26 protein-coding genes are annotated in these 19185 nt (G+C 51.9%); 24 read left to right on the plus strand and 2 right to left on the minus strand.

What is annotated here, in order from left to right; translation table 11 throughout:
- Positions 1–2: 2 nt before the first annotated feature.
- The 13 genes from SK35_RS10490 to SK35_RS10550 all read left to right on the plus strand — a co-directional run bounded on the left by SK35_RS10490 (position 3) and on the right by SK35_RS10550 (position 9030).
- A complete protein-coding gene (locus SK35_RS10490) occupies positions 3–335 on the plus strand; it encodes a head decoration protein (protein WP_048216148.1) in 333 nt (110 codons plus the stop codon).
- A 68-nt stretch (positions 336–403) separates the two neighbouring features.
- Entirely contained in the window at positions 404–1429 is a 1026-nt protein-coding gene (locus tag SK35_RS10495) for a major capsid protein (protein WP_003034798.1), read from the plus strand.
- A 45-nt stretch (positions 1430–1474) separates the two neighbouring features.
- Positions 1475–1879: a DNA-packaging protein FI gene (gene gpFI / locus SK35_RS10500; protein WP_048216149.1), complete on the plus strand. Its 405-nt coding sequence runs from the start codon at positions 1475–1477 to the stop codon at positions 1877–1879.
- A gap of 11 nt (positions 1880–1890) precedes the next feature.
- Entirely contained in the window at positions 1891–2244 is a 354-nt protein-coding gene (locus SK35_RS10505) for a head-tail joining protein (protein WP_048216150.1), read from the plus strand.
- A gap of 9 nt (positions 2245–2253) precedes the next feature.
- Positions 2254–2808 (plus strand): phage tail protein, encoded by a 555-nt coding sequence (locus SK35_RS10510; protein ID WP_003034808.1) that lies wholly within the window; start codon positions 2254–2256, stop codon positions 2806–2808.
- Positions 2805–3203 (plus strand): phage minor tail U family protein, encoded by a 399-nt coding sequence (locus SK35_RS10515; protein WP_048216151.1) that lies wholly within the window; start codon positions 2805–2807, stop codon positions 3201–3203. Before SK35_RS10510 ends, SK35_RS10515 begins: the two co-directional genes overlap by 4 nt.
- 7 nt (positions 3204–3210) lie before the next feature.
- Positions 3211–3948: a phage tail protein gene (locus tag SK35_RS10520; protein WP_048216152.1), complete on the plus strand. Its 738-nt coding sequence runs from the start codon at positions 3211–3213 to the stop codon at positions 3946–3948.
- Between the two features lie 36 nt (positions 3949–3984).
- A complete protein-coding gene (gene gpG / locus SK35_RS10525; protein ID WP_048216153.1) occupies positions 3985–4392 on the plus strand; it encodes a phage tail assembly chaperone G in 408 nt (135 codons plus the stop codon).
- 50 nt (positions 4393–4442) lie between these two features.
- Complete coding sequence (locus SK35_RS10530; RefSeq protein ID WP_003034817.1) at positions 4443–4721, plus strand: phage tail assembly protein T; 279 nt, start codon at positions 4443–4445, stop codon at positions 4719–4721.
- Positions 4699–7215 (plus strand): phage tail tape measure protein, encoded by a 2517-nt coding sequence (locus SK35_RS10535; protein ID WP_048216154.1) that lies wholly within the window; start codon positions 4699–4701, stop codon positions 7213–7215. Before SK35_RS10530 ends, SK35_RS10535 begins: the two co-directional genes overlap by 23 nt.
- A gap of 3 nt (positions 7216–7218) precedes the next feature.
- Positions 7219–7566 carry a phage tail protein gene (locus SK35_RS10540; protein ID WP_048216155.1) on the plus strand — a complete coding sequence of 116 codons (348 nt, stop codon included), beginning with the start codon at positions 7219–7221 and terminating at the stop codon, positions 7564–7566.
- On the plus strand, positions 7563–8318 hold the full coding sequence (locus tag SK35_RS10545; RefSeq protein WP_048216156.1) for a phage minor tail protein L: 756 nt from the start codon (positions 7563–7565) through the stop codon (positions 8316–8318). Before SK35_RS10540 ends, SK35_RS10545 begins: the two co-directional genes overlap by 4 nt.
- Position 8319: 1 nt before the next feature.
- Complete coding sequence (locus tag SK35_RS10550; protein WP_048216157.1) at positions 8320–9030, plus strand: C40 family peptidase; 711 nt, start codon at positions 8320–8322, stop codon at positions 9028–9030.
- 6 nt (positions 9031–9036) lie between these two features.
- Here the strand turns inward: SK35_RS10550 and SK35_RS10555 are convergent, their stop codons facing one another.
- Positions 9037–9480, minus strand: coding sequence for an Arc family DNA-binding protein (locus SK35_RS10555; protein WP_048216158.1), 444 nt, complete (start codon positions 9478–9480; stop codon positions 9037–9039).
- Positions 9481–9599: 119 nt separating this feature from the next.
- Between SK35_RS10555 and SK35_RS10560 the strand changes: the two genes are divergently transcribed.
- The 11 genes from SK35_RS10560 (at position 9600) to SK35_RS10605 (ending at position 18552) form a co-directional block, all read left to right on the plus strand.
- Positions 9600–9767, plus strand: a complete 168-nt coding sequence (locus SK35_RS10560; RefSeq protein ID WP_075551264.1) for an Arc family DNA binding domain-containing protein — start codon at positions 9600–9602, stop codon at positions 9765–9767.
- Positions 9754–10422, plus strand: a complete 669-nt coding sequence (locus SK35_RS10565; RefSeq protein WP_048216160.1) for a BRO-N domain-containing protein — start codon at positions 9754–9756, stop codon at positions 10420–10422. The genes SK35_RS10560 and SK35_RS10565 overlap by 14 nt, the downstream gene beginning before the upstream one ends.
- A 74-nt stretch (positions 10423–10496) precedes the next feature.
- Positions 10497–11198 (plus strand): Rha family transcriptional regulator, encoded by a 702-nt coding sequence (locus tag SK35_RS10570; RefSeq protein WP_082193846.1) that lies wholly within the window; start codon positions 10497–10499, stop codon positions 11196–11198.
- On the plus strand, positions 11198–11470 hold the full coding sequence (locus SK35_RS10575; protein WP_048216161.1) for a hypothetical protein: 273 nt from the start codon (positions 11198–11200) through the stop codon (positions 11468–11470). Before SK35_RS10570 ends, SK35_RS10575 begins: the two co-directional genes overlap by 1 nt.
- 107 nt (positions 11471–11577) lie before the next feature.
- Positions 11578–11913 carry a hypothetical protein gene (locus tag SK35_RS10580; protein WP_048216162.1) on the plus strand — a complete coding sequence of 112 codons (336 nt, stop codon included), beginning with the start codon at positions 11578–11580 and terminating at the stop codon, positions 11911–11913.
- Positions 11914–11966: 53 nt separating this feature from the next.
- Positions 11967–12569, plus strand: a complete 603-nt coding sequence (locus SK35_RS10585) for a tail assembly protein (protein ID WP_048216425.1) — start codon at positions 11967–11969, stop codon at positions 12567–12569.
- 51 nt (positions 12570–12620) lie between these two features.
- On the plus strand, positions 12621–15803 hold the full coding sequence (locus SK35_RS10590; protein WP_048216163.1) for a host specificity protein J: 3183 nt from the start codon (positions 12621–12623) through the stop codon (positions 15801–15803).
- Positions 15803–16117, plus strand: coding sequence for a hypothetical protein (locus tag SK35_RS10595; RefSeq protein ID WP_048216164.1), 315 nt, complete (start codon positions 15803–15805; stop codon positions 16115–16117). Before SK35_RS10590 ends, SK35_RS10595 begins: the two co-directional genes overlap by 1 nt.
- Positions 16118–16792: a hypothetical protein gene (locus SK35_RS10600; RefSeq protein ID WP_048216165.1), complete on the plus strand. Its 675-nt coding sequence runs from the start codon at positions 16118–16120 to the stop codon at positions 16790–16792. It begins immediately after the preceding gene.
- A 109-nt stretch (positions 16793–16901) separates the two neighbouring features.
- Complete coding sequence (gene cor, locus SK35_RS26850) at positions 16902–17141, plus strand: phage exclusion lipoprotein Cor (protein ID WP_075551254.1); 240 nt, start codon at positions 16902–16904, stop codon at positions 17139–17141.
- A 58-nt stretch (positions 17142–17199) separates the two neighbouring features.
- Complete coding sequence (locus tag SK35_RS10605) at positions 17200–18552, plus strand: phage tail fiber protein (RefSeq protein ID WP_048216166.1); 1353 nt, start codon at positions 17200–17202, stop codon at positions 18550–18552.
- 351 nt (positions 18553–18903) lie between these two features.
- Here SK35_RS10605 and SK35_RS10610 read toward each other — a convergent pair whose 3' ends face one another.
- Positions 18904–19146: a DinI family protein gene (locus SK35_RS10610; protein ID WP_048216168.1), complete on the minus strand. Its 243-nt coding sequence runs from the start codon at positions 19144–19146 to the stop codon at positions 18904–18906.
- Between the last annotated feature and the right edge of the window lie 39 nt (positions 19147–19185).

Genomic DNA, 19185 nt, shown 5'->3' on the forward strand with positions numbered 1-19185 from the left:
ACATGTCTAACACTGAACAATTTACGCACAATCAGCCCCTCGGGAACAGTGATCCGGCGCATACCGGTTATGCACCCGGTGAACTGACGAAAGCAGTACCGGCGATGACGCCTCTGATGCTGGATGCCACTTCCGGCAAGCTGACCGTCTGGGATGGCCAGCATGCTGGGGCTGCCTGTGGCATTCTGGCTGTTTCCTCGGACCAGAGCAGCACTGAGCTGGCATTCTATAAGTCCGGCTCTTTCCGTATTGAAGATGTGCTCTGGCCGGATGCGGTGACAGATGAACACATCAAACGCAACGCATTCGCAGGTACAGCCATCAGTATCGTCTGACATCCGACTTAACACTAACCATCATCCACAGAAGCCGCCTTCGCGGCTTTTTTTTACGGGAAACATCTATGTCAATTTACACAACTGCCCAACTGCTGGCGGTCAATGAGAAGAAATTCAAATTCGATCCGCTTTTCCTGCGTATTTTCTTCCGTGAAAGCTACCCCTTCAGCACCGAGAAGGTGTATCTGTCGCAAATCCCGGGCATGGTCAACATGGCGCTGTACGTCTCTCCTGTTATTTCCGGCAAGGTTATCCGCTCCCGTGGTGGCGCAACATCAGAGTTTACGCCGGGTTACGTCAAGCCCAAGCACGAGGTAAACCCGCAGATGACGCTGCGCCGCCTGCCGGATGAAGACCCGCAAAATCTGGCTGACCCGGCCTACCGCCGCCGTCGCATAATCCTGCAGAACATGAAGGATGAAGAACTGGCGATTGCTCAGGTGGAAGAGAAACAGGCTGTGGCTGCTGTTCTCAACGGTAAATACACCATGACCGGCGAAGCGTTTGAACCGGTTGAGGTGGATATGGGACGCAGTGCCGGAAACAACATCATCCAGGCAGGTGCTGCGGCCTGGAGCACCCGCGACAAAGAAACCTATGACCCTACTGACGATATTGAAACCTATGCGCTGAACGCCAGCGGCGTGGTCAATATTATCGTCTTTGATCCGAAGGGCTGGGCGTTGTTCCGTTCATTCAAAGCGGTAAAAGAGAAGCTCGACACCCGTCGCGGTTCTAACTCTGAACTGGAAACGGCGCTGAAAGATCTGGGGGAAGCGGTCTCCTATAAGGGAATGTATGGCGATGTGGCCATTGTCGTCTATTCCGGGCAATACATTGAAGACGACACCAAAAAGAACTACCTGCCGGATTTGAGCATGGTGCTGGGTAATACCCAGGCGCGCGGTTTGCGCACCTACGGCTGCATTCAGGATGTTGATGCCCAGCGTGAAGGCATTAACGCTTCCACGCGTTATCCGAAAAACTGGGTACAGACAGGCGATCCGGCGCGTGAGTTCACCATGATCCAGTCTGCACCACTGATGCTGCTGGCTGACCCGGATGCGTTCGTGTCTGTCAAACTCGCCTGATGTCCATTCTGTGGCCCTGCGGGGCCCTGTTCCGGAGTTGTTCTTATGACAGAAAAAGAAAAGTTGATTGCGCGGCTTAATGAGCTTGGCGCGCAGCTTGGTCGGGAAGTGAATACCAGTGGCACCATTCAGGAGCTCTCTATGCGCATTGCGGAGCTGGAGGAAGAACTGGATGAAGGCACGGATACCGATAGTGTTGAAAATGGTGGCATGAGTGATGGTAGTGCATCCACCGGCGCCGTAGACCCCGTGCCGCCAGTGGATACTGCATTAAGCGGTAGAACAGATGACGCGCTGACGGCAGTCGAAACGCTGGTCACGCTGCACATTGAGGCGCTGCACGCGACCCGCGATGAACGGGTATCTATTGTGGAGGCGGGGACCGTGATCCGCGTGACAGAAGCGGATGCGGACAGCCTGGTTGCACTTGGGCTGGTCCGCGAGCACTAACAGGGGGCTGTGTGGCTGATTTCGATAACCTTTTTGATGCTGCAATAACACAGGCCGATGACACTATTCGGCAGGTTATGGGGACTTCTGCAACGGTAACGTCCGGCGCTATTTCTGGCGTCACGTTGAGTGGTGTTTTCGATGATCCGGAAAATATCGGTTACGCCACACCCGGCATCCGTGTCGAGGGGACCAGCCCGTCGCTGTTTGTGAAATCAGCAACGATTGTGCAGCTGGCGCGGCTGGATACGCTGGATATTAACGGAAAACCTTTCTGGGTTGATCGTATTGGCCCTGATGACTGCGGATCCTGCCATGTCTGGCTCGGTACGGGTTCTCCTCCCACAGCAACCCGACGCCGTTAAGGGGAAACTATGTCTTTAAAAGGGCTTGAACAGGCTATAGCAAACCTGAACAGCATCAGCAATACGGCGGTTCCGCGTGCCTCAGCGCAGGCTGTTAACCGTGTCGCCACCCGGGCAGTCAGTAGAAGCGTTGCCGTTGTCTCGAAAGATACGCGGGTGCCACGCAAGCTGGTAAAACAACGCGCCAGGATAAAACGCGCCACGGCGAAAAAGCCGATGGCAATGATTCGCGTGAACCGGGGCAACCTGCCCGCGATAAAGCTCGGTACCGCCAGCGTACGGTTATCCCGCAGAAAACGGGACAAAAAAGGGGCCAATAGCGTGTTGCGAATTGGCCCTTTTCGTTTCCCTGGTGGTTTTATTCAACAACTGAAGAATGGCCGATGGCATGTGATGCGACGGACATCCAGACCCCGCTACCCGATTGAAGTGGTCAGCATTCCACTGGCAGCGCCACTGACGACCGCATTTAAAGATGAGCTGCCGAAGCTCATGGAATCGGATATGCCCAAAGAACTTCGGGCATCCCTTAAAAACCAACTCAGGCTGATTCTGAAACGATGAAACACACTGATATTAGAAAGGCCATTATTGATGCGCTGGAGAGCCATATTGGTAAAGACGCACTCTATTTTGACGGACGTCCAGCGGTACTGGAGGAGGGGAATTTTCCGGCGGTCGCTGTCTTCCTGACGGATGCCGGGTATACCGGCGAAGAACTGGATGCTGATATCTGGCAGGCCACGCTGCATATCGAAATCTTTTTACCGGCGCAGGCACCCGATTCCGAGCTCGATGACTGGATGGAGTCACGTATTTATCCGGTGCTTGGCAATGTGCCAGGACTTTCTCTGCTGATCAATAACATGGTGCAGCAGGGGTATGACTACCAGCGCGATGACGATCTTGGGCTGTGGAGTTCGGCTGATCTGAAATATTCCATTACTTACGAAATGTGAGGACGTAATGACTACACCAAACCCACTGGCGCCGGTAAAGGGTGCCACCACCACGCTCTGGATTTATTCCGGATCGGGTAACCCCTTCGCCAACCCATTATCGGATGTTGACTGGACGCGCCTGGCAAAGATTAAAGACCTGCAGCCCGGTGAACTGACTGCCGAATCAAACGACGACACCTATCTGGACGACGAAGATGCCGACTGGACTGCTACCGCGCAGGGGCAGAAATCGGCGGGGGAGGCCAGTTTTACGCTGGCCTGGAAACCTGCCGAGAGCGGGCAGCAGGATCTGGTTCGCTGGTTTGATGACGGTACCGTGCTGGCGTACAAAATCAAATACCCGAATGGCGCCATCGATGTGTTCCGTGGCTGGGTAAGCAGCCTGGGTAAAACGGTGACGGCAAAAGACACCATTACCCGTTCTGTCAAAATCAGCAACAACGGCAAACCAGGCCTTGCTGAAGACAGCGCTGCTGCAGCGATTGCCGTAACCGGCGTCAGCCTGGATAAATCGACCACCACCGTTGCGGTTGCTGCCACCACCACGCTGAATGTCACCGTGGCGCCAGCCAGCGCAAGCGATCAATCTTTCCGGGCCACCACCACGGATGCAGGTAAAGCCACAGTGACTGTCGCCGGTACGGTTCTGACAGTAACCGGCATTGCCGCCGGAACCGCCGACATTATCGTGATGACCAACGACGGGCTTTTTGTCGCGACCTGTAAAGTCACCGTTTCCTGACTTCCGGGGCTGTGGCCCCGCTTTCTGGAGTAACCCATGTTTTTAAAAAGTGAGCCGTTCGAACGCAACGGTAAGACCGTCACGCTCTACGAACTGTCGGCGCTGCAGCGTATTGAGCATCTTGAACACCTGAAGACGCTGGAAAGTATCACCGATGCCGACATGCAGGCGGCGATGGATATGACGATTAAATCCGGCGCACTGCTGGTGGCCATGTCTTTATGGCATGGACATCCCCTGAAAGGGACGCACAAAACACCGAAAGAAGACGTTGAGCAGATCCAGAATGAAGTGCTGATGACCTGGCCGCTGGAGATTGTTTCCGCTGCAGAGTACAGCGTGAAGCTGTTATCCGGCATGGTGCCGCTGCAGGAAGCGAATGATCCAGAGGATATCGCTGTGACTGATCTGGTCAGTCTGGAAAAGTCCTCGCCAGCGAGCTGACATTCGTCCTGAAACTGGCGCGTGAATTTCGCCGCCCGGACTGGCGCGCCATGCTTGCTGGTATGTCGTCAACGGAATACGCCGACTGGCGAACGTTCTACCAGGACAATTTTTTTAATGATGCGCAACTGGATGCACATTTTTCCTCGCTGATGCATATCGTCATTACCGCGCTTGACCCCAAAACCACATCAACCCCTGCCAGCTTCAGCCTGCTTTCACCTTCTGCGGAGGATATTGCCGATGATGAACCTGGTGACGCTGTGCTGATGGCAAAGGCCGAGGGCATTTCAGGAGGTGTTCGCTATGGCCCAGACGGCAGTGGGTGACCTGGTCGTTAACCTTGACGTTAATTCGTCAAAGTTCAACGAGCAGATGGAGTACGTAAAAAGGCAGTTTAAGCAGACGGGTGACGCAGCGAATGACTCTGCTCTGAAGGTGCAGCAGTCATTTACCCGCCAGGAGAGCGCGGCGAAGAAGGCCGGTATTTCAGTCGGCCAGTACAACGCGGCGATGCGTATGCTGCCTGCGCAGTTTACGGATATCGCCACTCAGCTGGCCGGAGGGCAGAGTCCGTGGCTTATCCTGCTGCAGCAGGGCGGTCAGGTGAAAGACTCCTTCGGCGGTATTATTCCGACCTTTCGGGCGCTGCTGGGCACCATATCGCCGGTGATGGTAGGCGTTGGCGCGCTGGCTGCCGCCACTGGCGCGGTGGTTTACGCCTGGTATCAGGGCTCGTCCACGCTGTCTGATTTCAACAAAACGCTGGTTCTGTCCGGTAATACTGCCGGGCTGACCTCAAACCGCATGCTGGTGCTGGCGAAATCCGGCGAGCAGGCGGGACTCACGTTTAACCAGACCAGCAGCGCGCTGACGGAGCTGGTTAACGCCGGAGTGCGTGCCGGTGCCCGGTTCGATGAGATGAGTCAGGCGGTAGCGAAATTTACCGATGCGTCGGGTGTGCCGGTCGATAAGGTGGCGGCGGCATTCGGCAAACTGACGAACGATCCGACCTCTGGTCTGATTGCCATGGCGCAGCAGTTCCACAACGTTACCGCGGAACAGATTGCTTATGTGGCGCAACTGCAACGCGCCGGTGATGAAGCAGGGGCGCTGCAGGCAGCTAATGATGCGGCGACGAACGGTTTTCGTGAGCAGACAAAGAGCCTGCGCGACAATATGGGGTCGATTGAGTCTGCTGCCGACAGCCTGAAGCGTGCCTTTAAATCGATGTGGGATGCGGCGCTCGATATCGGGCGGCCTGACACCACGCAGGAGATGGTTGCCAAAGCGGAAGCGGCCTTTAAGCGGGCGGATGAAATCTGGAATCTGCGTAAAGGTGATGGTTATGTCAATGATGATGCGCGTGCCAGCTACTGGAACGATCGGGAGTCTGCCCGCCTTGCACTGGAAATGGCGCAGCAGCAGGCCAGCGTGGCAAAGGCCACTGAGGATAACGCCGCCCGCGAGGCGGTGATTGAATCTGACCGCCAGAAGTATGCCGCGCAGGCGCAGTCGAATTATGCAAAGACGCAGACTGCGCTGGAGAAGTACACGGCCCGTCAGAATGAACTGAACAAGGCGCTTAAAGACGGACGGATCCTCCAGGCTGACTACAACATCAATCTGGAAGCTGCGAAAAAAGAATACGACGACTCGCTGAAGAAACCCAAAGCCCCTTCAGCGGTAAAAACACCTGCAGGTGTAAAAAGTGTCGATACTGCCAGCGCGCAGACGCTGGAGCTGGAGGCGCAGTTACGCACTCTGCAGGAGCACAAGAGCATCACGGATACCATCAGCCAGCAGCGGCAGGAATTGTGGAAACAACAATCCCGCTTTTCGGTGCTGGAAGAGTCCGCCAAAAAGCGCGCGCTGACCGCCGATGAAAAATCGGTGCTGGCGAACAAAGACGAGGTACTGGCGCGGGCCGAAGTGAATGCCCGGCTGGGCGATCAGATTGTTGCCCAGGAACGGTTAAACCGCCTGCAGGACAGCTCGCAGAAGTACGTTACCCAGATTGGTGAGAAAACCCGGGCGCTTGTGGCCGGGGGCAGCATGAGCAGTCGCGGCGCGCAGCGGCAAAACGAAGAGGCACAGCTGCGGCAGGGCTGGATGAATGCCGGCGGTACGGACACCGATCAGGGTTATCAGAATGAACTGGATGCACTGAAGAAATATTATGCCGCACAGGACGAGCTCCGCGGCAACTGGCAGGCCGGGGCGAAATCAGCGTGGGCTGACTATGCCGATTCAGCAGCTGATGCCTATGGCTCGATGAAGTCTGCTGCTTCAGCCACATTCGATGGTATCAGCCAGAATATGGCCGATATGCTGACGACAGGGAAAGCAAACTGGGCAGATTTCACCCGTTCCACGTTGTCGATGCTGACGCAGATCCTGATGAAGCAGGCCATGACCGGCCTGGTCAGTTCTGCCACGTCAGCGCTGGGTTTTGCTGGTGGTGGTTATACCGGGTCCGGCGGCAAGTATGAGCCTGCAGGTGTGGTGCACCGTGGAGAGTTTGTCTTTACGCAGGAAGCCACCAACCGAATCGGTGTCGGCAACCTTTATCGCATGATGCGCGGCTATGCGACTGGTGGTCTGGTCGGGGGGAGTGGCGGTGGCGTTGCTTCTCCTTTTGGTGTCAGCGTGTATGCGCCGGTTTCGGTTACAACAGGCCAGGGGGATTCCGGTCAGCAGAAAGGAAACGGCGATGCGCTGGGGAAAGCCTATCAGCAGGTGATCAACAGTTCCATCAGGGAAGGTATCACCAGAGAAATCCGACCCGGAGGCATTATCTGGAATGCAACAAAACAGAGGTAAGCAATGGCGATCGAGCATTTTGCGTGGCGGATTAAAGCATCCAGCCAGCCGACCCTGAAAAGTAAGGATACCGTCCGCACGGCACAGTTTGGTGATGGCTATAAGCAAGTATCAGGTGCCGGGATGAATGATGAAACGCTCAGCTATGAGTTTTCATTTACCGGCGAACCGGGAACCGTCAAGGATATCTATGCTTTTCTGCGGCGCCATAAGACGAAATCATTTTCGTTTACCCCACCAGGCGGTGATCTGGCTCTGTGGCGAGTTGAGGCAGACAGCCTGCAGCGCGTCACCAAAAGTAAAACGGTGGAAACCGTATCAGCCACCTTTGAACAGGCGTTTGCACCATGAGCTTAAACAGTGATTATCAGAAACTTGAGCCGGGCAATGTTGTCCGGCTTTTTGATGTCGATGGCACCGCATTTGGTGTTTCCGACGTTCTCCGCTTCCACGCCCACAATATTGCTCACACTCCCGATGAAATTGCCGCTGCTGGTGGAGATGAAAATAAGCTACCGGCGAAATCGATCTGGTGGCAGGGGCAGGAATATAAAGCCTGGCCCTGCCAGATCGAGGGTATTGAGACGGCGACCGACGGGACCAGCGCGCAGCCGACGCTGTCGGTCGCTAACCTGGACAGTTCCATTACGGCGCTGTGTCTTGCTTATGATGACCTGCTGCAGGCAAAGGTCACGATTCATGACACGCTGGCGCAGTATCTGGATGCGAAAAACTATCCGGAGGGCAACCCGTCAGCGGATCCGCAGCAGGAAAAGCTGAAGGTGTTTTACATTGACGCCAAGAGCACTGAAACCAATGAGGTGGTGGCGTTTACGTTATCCAGTCCAATGGACCTGCAGGGGCTGATGATCCCGACGCGCCAGCTACATTCGCTTTGTACCTGGTGTATCCGTAACAAATACCGCTCAGGTGATGGATGTGACTATGCCGGAACGCGTTATTTCGACAAGCACAACAACCCGGTTAACGATCCGTCACTCGATGAATGCCCCGGTACGCTCACTGCGTGCAAGTTGAGGCATGGCGAGGGGAACGAGTTGCCGTTCGGTGGTTTCCCTGGCACATCCCTGATCAGGAGCTGATATGCGTCAGAAAATTATCGATGCCATTATGGCGCATGCTGCTGCTGAATATCCGCGCGAATGCTGCGGCGTGGTGGTGCAAAAAAGCAGGGTGCAGCGGTACATTCCCTGCCGTAATCTGGCAACCGATCCGACAGAGCATTTCCACCTGTCACCGGAGGATTACGCCACTGCCGAAGACTGGGGAACAGTGATTGCCATTGTCCACAGCCACCCGGATGCCACGACGCAGGCGAGCGAACTGGATAAGGCACAGTGTGACGCTACGTTACTTCCGTGGCACATCGTCAGCTGGCCGGAGGGGGATCTGCGTACCATTCAGCCGCGGGGCGAGCTGCCGCTACTGGAGCGCCCGTTTGTGCTCGGTCACTTCGATTGCTGGGGGCTGGTGATGAGTTATTTCCGGCAAACGCACGGCATTGAGCTGACGGATTACCGCGTGGATTATCCCTGGTGGGAGGATAGTTACCCCGAAAACTTCTACCACGATTGCTGGTATGAATGCGGATTCCGTGAATTCAGTGGCGTACCGCAGCCAGGTGATATGGTTATCATGCAGGTCCAGGCTAATAAGTGGAACCATGCAGGGATCCTGCTGGAGGGCAATATGTTACTCCACCATCTTTACGGACATTTGAGCCAGCGTGTGCCGTATGGGGGATACTGGCAGGAACGGACGATGAAGGTACTTCGCTATAAGACTCTAGCTTAAGCCCATTTAGGTGGGCTGTTCCCCTGGAATTTCCACCCCAAATCCATCCACATCCCAAGTCTTTTCCCAGACTTCGTAACCTAACTCTTTTAGGCGACTAAAAGTTTTTTTGAAAACAGTGTTGAAATCATCGTCACTAAGTCCGTCCAACTCAAGATCGCTGAGATGAATATGGAATGTGGAATGACCAATCCGTACCTTTTTGTTGATCTCTGAAAAAGTCCTTTTGAATATTATTTCAGAGAGTTCATCCCTCGCTTTTTCAACAAGTTGAATTGCATCTTGAGCAGAAATTACTTCATCTTCACGTAATTCGCTAAGGAAGCTGTTGTCGAGACGTTGAACTATTTCAGCATTCATAGAGCGGTTATTGGATTTTGCTGCATCTTCAATTTTTTCTTTTAATTCAATTGGTAATCTTATTCTTAGTTGAGGATCTTCTCTGCTCATTTGGTTGCCTCACTCAAAAAGTTCACATTATGTAAATTATGCCCCACGGTGGGGTTGACATCAATGACGCACGGTGTGACACTTTATGTGTCCCACCGTGGGGCATGATTGGAGGGGCTATGGAAAAAGCAAAAGATATGTACCAGCGAAAGGTTCGATTTCCTGAAGATGTTCGGTTGGCGATAGAGAGAAATGGGGAAGAAGAGTGCCGGCAGTTCAATACTGAGCTCATCTATCAGTTGAGGAAAGCGTACGGATTAGAAGGGGGGAAGAGTGAACAAGCATAAAAACAGTGGAACCCAGGAGTGCGCGAACACCCTGGGCTTCTTATCGAAGAAATCCTTGGCAGGAAATATCGACATGAACAGTGTAACGAAAGAAGAGCTGAACTTCCATGGCATTTCTCTGCAGCCAGTTCCTGATATCGATGGCATCTGGCTGACCGCTAATCAGATTGGTTACGCGCTTCAATATGCAGACGATAAAGCTGTTCAGCGAATTTTTGCTCGTCATATTGATGAGTTTACAGAAAAAATGACAAGGGTGGTCAAGTTGACCACCCCTGGTGGGCATCAGGAAACTAGGGTTTTTTCTCTACGTGGCGCACACATGGTCGCTATGTTTGCCAGAACTCCGGTTGCTAAAGAATTCCGACGCTGGGTGTTAGATACTCTGGATCGTGAGGTGTCTATAAACATTCCAGTATCGAAGATGCTCAGCGATCGAGAAATACACGCCCACAATGCAAACGCAATGTTCGATTATTTCGAGATTATGTGTGAAGCATGGTTTAACCAGATAGAGCCAGCATTGAGGGCTATCGAATCACCTTTGGCCGGTCGCCTTCATGATCGTTTTAATGACGGAGCTGCCTTCATGTACATGATTAAGGATTATGCTGATCGGCAACTTCAACAGGGAGAGCGAGCGAGGATTTATTGAATTTTGCAGCGATGCAAATAAAAACGCCATCGGCGGCAACCGATGGCATCTATAACTTGCATAGTGGAGAAATTATGCAGCAAACAAATATGTCTACAGCTACTGTAGCAAATGCGTTTCATCATGTCACCATGTCCAGCCGCGAGATCGCAGAGTTAACAGGGAAGCAGCATCAGCATGTTAAACGTGACATCGAGAATATGCTCGCTGACCTTAGCGAAGATGTGTCCAGTTTTGGACGCATCTACCTGGACACCATGAATCGCCAGCAGATGGAGTACGACCTTGATCGCCGTCATGTAGAATGCCTCCTGACCGGGTATAGCGCCTCCTTGCGAATGAAGGTAATTGACCGCTTGCATGAGCGAGAAGTTGGAACTTCAGCTGTTCCAGCGCCTCTATCTCAGAATGAGATTATTGCTGCAATCGCAATGGCGAACGTAGAGCAGGATAAACGCATACATGCTTTGGAACAGCAGGTTGATGATATGGCGCAGGGCGCTATCCCTGCCGGGTATCAAGGGTATTCTTACCTTGTTGAGAAGACGGGCCTGAGTGATAAGAAGTGTCGCCAATTGGTGTCAGCCTATGATATCAACCATAAAACGGTGCCACACGTTGCCCCGAATGGCGCAGTCACTCGTATGACAGTTATTAATGAACATGAATTCATGGATGCTTTTAGCGGAATGCTTGCTGAGACCGAAATTCGTGGTTCCTTCCATCATCACGCCAAAATGGGGCGCTTTATGCTCGCGGGTGAGGTGCGTTCCTGATGCAAGCGTTACAGCGAGTCAGCGCCCCAGTTTATGTGGTTTCTCGTTATGGCAAAACGTTCCGCTGCTTTACTCGGAACACCGCAATTAAGCGACTTGCTCATTACATGACTCAGCGGATGTTCTATCGCGCAGGTATTAAGACCCGAGCAGTGACGAGAATTGATCGTGATGATGTGGCCATCCACTACATCAACAAACCAACTCAGCGTTACTGGGATGCGCAGGCGAAATGCGAAAGGCGAATTAGAAAGCTCCTTTCCAGAAAGTAATAGCAACCGCTTAACTGATCTATAAAACCAACCCGCTTAACTGCGGGTTTCTTCGTTACCCCGATCCCTGTTACTCTTTTGGCAAATTGATCAAAGGTGATAGGGATATGAAAAAGGCCATATTATTTGTTTCGTTGTTGGGGTTGTTCGGGTGTAGCGCTTCTTCTTTGCAGGAAGGAGAACCGATTTATACTGGCCATTCTTCAAAGAGTGCAGCGCAATTTAGTAAATGCTTGTCACCAAAATGGCAGGACTTACACCCGCAAGCAACGAGCATTGAAACGGAAACTGGGTATAGGATATCGGCTGCCGATGATTTATTCGGAGTTTTATCAATGGCGATTATACAAGGAGACGACAAAGGCGGCTCTAATGTGAAAGTGTATGCAGCCAGTAGGGGCATTGGCGATCCATGGAGTAAAGCTGCTCGCTCTTGCCTCTAAGAAATTTCTAATCGCTAAAGCCACTTTATGTGGCTTTTTTTATTGGGGTTTATATGCAAGAAGTCATGACAAGAATTGAACTAGGTGGAGATCTAGGCAAATCATTTGGGAAAATACATAACAGGCTAATAAGAACTACTGCCGAATCAATAAATGCTTTATCAAAAACAATTCCCGGTTTTGAAAAATACCTTAATACCAGCAAAATGCGTGGGTTAACGTATGCGGTATTTAAAGGTAAAAAAAACCTTGGGATGGATGATTTAGGTTTCCCCGTTACGGGAGAGGTTATTCGAATTGTTCCCGTGGTGATCGGAAGTAAAAAAGCAGGTTTACTGCAAACAATTCTGGGAGCCGTTCTTGTTGTTGCTGGGGCGTTGGGCGCAACACTAGGGCAGGCATGGGGTGGGGCTGCGTGGGGGCCAGCAGCCATGAAAATAGGCGCGGCGATGATGCTGGGCGGTATTGTGCAGATGCTATCCCCACAACCTGCCGGGCTTGCCAGTAAACAGGATGCTGATAATCAGGCTTCCTATGCCTTTGGTGGCGTGACGAACACTGCAGCTCAGGGTAATCCTGTTCCTCTTCTATATGGCCGACGGCTTATAGGTGGTGCAATTATTTCTGCGGGTATCTACGTCGAAGACAAGCAGTAGTAAATATCATTTCTAATAACCACCTTCGGGTGGTTTTTTTATGGGTGAAATATGGCGCCGAAAAAAATCACAGGGCGAAAAGGTGGCGGCTCTAAAAGCCGAACGCCGACGGAGCAACCGGATGATCTCCAGTCTGTCGCAAAGGCAAAATTGCTAGTGGCGCTGGGTGAAGGTGAATTTGCTGGTGGTTTGACCGGAAAAGACATCTACCTCGATGGGACTCCACTGGAGAACGCCGACGGTTCGACAAACTTTGGCGGTCTGGTCTGGGACTTTCGCCCAGGTACTCAGGCTCAACAATACATCCAGGGGATTCCGGGCTCAGAGAACGAAATCAGCATGGGGGTTGAGATATCAAGTGCTACCGCTTGGACCCGTACTTTCACAAATACGCTGCTTTCTGCTGTGCGCCTGCGCATTAAGTGGCCCTCAATTTACAAGCAAGAGGATGATGGTGATTTGGTGGGATACACCATCAATTACGCCATCGATCTGCAGACCGACGGCGGCTCATGGAAAACCGTTCTCGATACTCGGGTATCGGGCAAAACAACCACAGGCTATGAACGAAGCCACCGTATTGATTTACCGCAGGCTGGCAGCACATGGACATTGCGCCTCCGTAAAACTACAGCTGATGCGCACAGCGCCAAAATAGGCGACACCATGACACTGCAGAGCTACACGGAAGTAATCGACGCCAAATTGCGTTATCCAAATACCGCGCTGCTCTACATCGAGTTTGATTCGAGCCAGTTTAACGGATCCATTCCGCAGATTTCATGCAAGCCTAGTGGGCGGGTGATTCGTGTACCGGATAACTACGACCCGGAAACCAGAAGCTATCTCGGCACCTGGACCGGCGCTTTTAAATGGGCCTGGACAGATAACCCTGCATGGGTGTTTTACGATCTGGTGTTGAACGACCGTTTCGGTCTGGGCAATCGCCTGACAGCTGCCAACATCGATAAATGGTCACTCTATGAAGTGGCGCAGTATTGCGACCAGATGGTGCCCGATGGAAAAGGCGGCAGCGGGACCGAGCCACGTTATACCTGTAACGTTTATGTGCAGGACCGGAACGACGCTTACACCGTGCTACGTGATTTCGCGGCTATATTCCGGGGGATGACGTACTGGGGGGGCGATCAAATTGTTGCGCTGGCCGACATGCCGCGGGATATCGACTTTTCCTACACACGCGCAAACGTGGTCGACGGCTTGTTTACCTACGCCAGCAGCACCACCAAAACCCGTTACACCACCGCGCTGGTTTCCTGGTCTGACCCTGATAACGCCTACGCCGACGCCATGGAGCCGGTATTCGAGCAGCAGCTCGTTGCGCGCTACGGCTTTAATCAGCTGGAAATGACAGCCATCGGATGTACCAGGCAATCAGAAGCGAACCGAAAGGGGCGCTGGGGTATTCTCACCAACAATAAGGATCGCGTTGTTTCGTTTGATGTTGGCCTGGACGGAAACATTCCGCAGCCGGGATACATCATCGCCGTGTCAGACGAGCTTCTGTCCGGCAAAGTTATGGGTGGCCGCATCAGTGCTGTTAACGGTCGCGTGATAAAACTTGACCGCGTAGCTGATGCAGCAGCAGGCGATCGCCTTATTATCAATCTTCCCTCCGGTGCGTCACAGAGCAGGACTATTCAGGCGATTAATGGGGAATCAGTCACAGTCACCACGGCATATAGTGAGACACCACAGGCCGAAGCTGTATGGGTGGTTGAGTCAGACGGGCTCTACGCCCAGCAGTATCGTGTTGTCAGTGTCTCCGATAACAATGATGGTACTTTCTCTATTACCGGCGCATGGCACGACCCGGATAAATATGCCCGTATCGATACCGGAGCCATCATTGACCAGCGGCCGGTGAGTGTGATCCCGCCGGGTAATCAGTCGCCGCCGGCTAACATTGTGATCAGTTCGTTTTCAGTGGTTCAGCAGAATATCAGCGTTGAGACCATGCGGGTGAGCTGGGACCAGGCGCAGAACGCCATCGCCTACGAGGCACAGTGGCGCCGCAATGATGGTAACTGGGTAAACGTGCCGCGCAGCTCCACCACATCCTTCGATGTATCGGGTATTTATGCCGGGCGTTACCTGGTGCGTGTACGTGCTATTAACGCTTCTGAAATATCCTCTGGCTGGGGATATTCCGAAGAAAAAACGCTGACGGGTAAGGTGGGAAATCCGCCAAAACCTGTCGGCTTTGCGACAACGCCGATCAACTGGGGGATTCGCCTGAACTGGGGATTCCCGGCTAATACCGGGGACACACTGAAAACGGAAATTCAGTACACCGCGAACAGTGATTTCTCTAATCCTCTATTGCTGTCGGATGTGCCTTATCCGTCAGCCGAATACACCCAACTGGGACTGAAGGCGGGACAGGAGTTCTGGTACCGCTCGCAGCTGGTTGACAGAACGGGTAATGAATCAGGCTGGACCGACTGGGTTCGTGGAGAATCCAACGCGAATGCTGACGACTACCTGGGAGATATTGCTGATGACTTCCTGACGTCTGCCGATGGTGACCGCCTGACAAGCGACATTGATACCAATCTGGAAGCTGCGTTGCAGAATGCGCTGGCCAACCATGGAACGGTGGAACACCAGTGGGCGCAGTACGGCGAGATACGCGCGGATATTCTGGTGGTTAAAACGACCATTGCGCAGGTCGATAAGGCCATGGCTGAAATGTCGACGCAGGTGCAGGCGCAGTTCAATGATGTGACTGCCGCGCTGGAGGACAAGCTTACTGCCGTGGTTCATGCTACCGGAGCATCTGCAATTTATACCCTCAAAACCGGAGTCCGGATTAACGGCGTGATGTATAACGCCGGAATGTCGATTGCGGTGCTGGCGGAATCGGGCAAGCCGGTAGTCACCCGTGTCGGGTTTAACGCCAATCAGTTCGTCCTGATGAGTGGCAGCGGCGATACGCAATATTCACCGTTTGCGGTGGTCAATGGTCAGGTCTTTATCAGCGATGCGTTTATTCAGTATAGTCAAATCACTCTGGCAAAAATTGGCGAACTGCGCTCCGCTAATTATGTTCAGGGACAAACAGGCACCATTATGAAATCAGACGGAACGTTTGAAATGAATGGGGCTGTTGCCGGGGAGGGGGCAACGAAAATGACAAATCTGAATTACAGCGTTAAAGATGGCAATGGCGTTCTCCGCGTGCAGATTGGCAAATTAACAGGGGTATTCTGATGACATGGGGAATTCAGACATGGGACGCTAACGGTGTCCCGAATAACTATGGCATTAAACCTGTAACCGTGGTGGGCATCATCGATCTTGCTTTAGGTCAGAAAACGGGAAGCTACCAGTTCAACATCGAGCCCGGTTTAAAGGTCGGTTTTGCGGTTGGTACTCTGGAGGATAAAGGGACAATAAGTTACACAGATAAAAGAAATATTATTGCATCTGGAAACACCATAACAATACAGCCTTCAGGTAGTGATGGGATTAATGATTACCCGGCAGTCAAAGTGCAGTTAATCGTTTTTGCGGAGACTGCGTAGATGGCTAAATATGGCGCATTGATTTCATTACCTAACGGGAACCCTTTTATCACGCCTGATTCCACACCAATGACGCTTTACCGAAAAGTAACGGTAAACTCAACTTTTGGGGGGAATTTTAACAGTGCTTCGGCGTCCGTGACTATCGACGGTCAGAAGGGAGGGATTGCATTTGCAAGAACCAGCGCCCCGGCGAAGATATCAGCTTCAAAAAGTGGCAATACGTTCAGTGTTGATGCCTCTAATTACAGGGGGGCGGCTTTTGTCCTTGAGGCCTATTTTTTTGCCATATATCCGCTTACCCTTCCGGCCTGGGGTGTGGCTATATGGGATGCCGAAGGGACGCTGGTACTTACGAACGAGTCCCGGGTATTAAGCGACCTTACAACTATTGGTTCACCAGGTGCTGTAAGTGGTGGGCTTAACATTGATACATACATGGCAGGCAAATGGGCCGTAAATCCGATGGGGCTGGGATCTGTCATCCTCCATGCGGGTTCTGCACCAGGTGGACAGCCAATATTTCAGTCTGTTGATGTGGGGACGGGTTGCCATGACGACACTGGTGGTACAAGAATTAGGGGGCAAAGTTCAACCACTGCAAGTGGTTCCTCTATCGGATCAACGAATAGCGGAATTGTGATAACGGCGATAAATACAGCTGCATATGATTAAACTGATCGATTTAAACGATCAATTTTAGAATATTGATCTATTAAAACTATTTTTATTATTCAATGCTATTGGTTATTTTTTTGTTTAAATAATTAACTCTGGTATTGAAATGAAAAATATAATTATTCCAGTTATTGTCTGCCTGGTGCTTTCAGCGTGTTCAGGACCTGTTCTGGAGAAACAGAAACCGGTTTGTCAGGCAGAGTTTGCGCCTGGCGGGCTGACCCAGTCAATACAGATTTACGGTGTACGAAAGATTGCTAATCAGACTGAGTACAGGGCCGGTTATCCCTTTAACTGGCGATGGGTAAATAAAAATAACTTTACCCGTTCAAATTGCCCTCAATGAAATACCAAAAATAACCCGCTCCGGCGGGTTTTTTATTATCTGAATTCAGGAGATATCCATGTCAGCAGGAACTTTAACCCTGACGAATAACTCTGCTGCTGTCGCTGGCAACGGGACCGCGTTTACCACCGAGGTGGCGGCCGGAGATTTTATTGTTGTCACTGTCGGAGGTGTTCCCTATACGCTCCCGATTAAATCAGTGGAAAGCGGTACAGCGTTGACGCTGGTAAGCAATTTCACCGGGCCAACACAATCTGGCGCTGCCTGGTCAGCTGTTCCCCGTGTGGCGCTGAATATGGTTACCGCAGCGCTGGTGGCACAAAGTGCGGAAGCCCTGCGAGGCCTGAACTACGACAAACAGAACTGGCAACTGATATTCAGCAGTAGCGGAGATGCCACGGTTAAATTGCCTGATGGCACTTCATTCACCGGACCAGCCTGGGGAGGGATTGCTACAACGTTAAATAATATAAATGCGGCATTGGGCAATAAGCTGGACAAACAACAGAACCTGAAAGATTTGGAAGACAAAGCCGCCTCTCGTTTAAATCTTGGGCTGGGTAGTGCCGCGGTGCTGAACTCCGGTTCTGCACTCAATCAGGTGTTAACGGTCACTAATTCCGGTGAAAAAACTTTTGGTCTTGGGGCATTGTATCCGGATAACCTCACGAACACTTCTCTGGGTAGTAATGCCCTTGGTTTTTTCAGACAGAGTGGCGCAAGCGGTTATGACTGGTATGGTGACTGGGGGGGTGGGATAACATTTGCGTATTCACTACCCTCCAAGTTTACTATGTTTGTTTCCCAGGCTGGCATAGTTTCGTTCAGCATGATTTCCGCTGGGGGAGTTGAGACCTGGCGCGCTAAAGTTCTCACGAACAGGAACACCACAGTAGATTCAGGGGGGTTCATTAAGACCGCTTCGCCGATCGTCAAAGTGTTTCATAATGGTCAGTCTGAGGTAAATGATGAATCAGAAGGGTGCGTGGTGGAGCGGCTTTCTGTCGGGCAATATCTTATCACTGGCTGCATTGGATTAAATTCTGATGCTGCGTGGGGTGGAACGGATGGCGGTTTCGAAATCCCGGTCGACAGAAACAAGCAACCCCGCATCTGGCTGGACTACAAAGTTAATGCTGATGGCTCGGTATTGATCAGGACCTATCACCGGGTTTATCCGTCCGCTCCGTCGTTTGCTCAGAACAGAATAGGGAATACCGATATTAACGGTGTGTTTACTGAGACAGTTGCTGATGGCGAACTTGTCGACATTCCTGCAGATTCGTTTGTGTCCGTGCGTGTGGAAATGCCGGAAGACAGCATCTGGAACCAGAGGCAGAAAGAAACACGGGAGGCTCAGGAAAAAGCTGAACGCGAGCGCCAGCAAAATCAGCAGGGTGCTCAGTCTTAAAAATGGCAGTTGCCGTAGTCACGTCGTATGCAACGTAACTGCGGCAGGCAACAGAGTGTTCATGCCCGCATTGCCTGCGATGAAGATAGCAAAGATGGTGATTGCCGTCTTTCATTATCGCCAAAGTCGCTTACCCTGCCTGACTGCTTCCATAATTGCAGCGCCAGTATGCTCGTATTCAGGAAGAGCCAGAACACGCCAGTTTTTTTGCACGAACACCAGAAGACAACAGCGCTCATCCACTGTCCCTTTAATGGCAAAGTTACGCAGATTGCCAGGGGGGACTGGGAGCTTTTCACCGGGTTTTGGGAAGTAAATCCTGACGCCGGATATGATTAAGTTGTCCATAGTTCATTCGCTCACTAGCCACATATCAGCTTCTTCAAACATTTCCTGAACAGTACGGCTTATCTGTTCCTTCTCATGCTTGCTGGCGTCAGTGTTGATCGCCGGCAGTGTCATCATCGGTTTAACCCTGACATCAGCGTCAGGGAAAATCCGGTGAACCCTCTTACTCAATTCGCCCAGAATGATATCTTTTGCACCGGGCAGACCATCAAAATTCCTTTTGTCATAAACGAGTTCCACGAACATTGCTTATTGCCTCTTTACTGGATGGATATACAGTATATA

Source organism: Citrobacter sp. MGH105 (assembly GCF_001037485.2).
Taxonomy (GTDB): domain Bacteria; phylum Pseudomonadota; class Gammaproteobacteria; order Enterobacterales; family Enterobacteriaceae; genus Citrobacter; species Citrobacter portucalensis.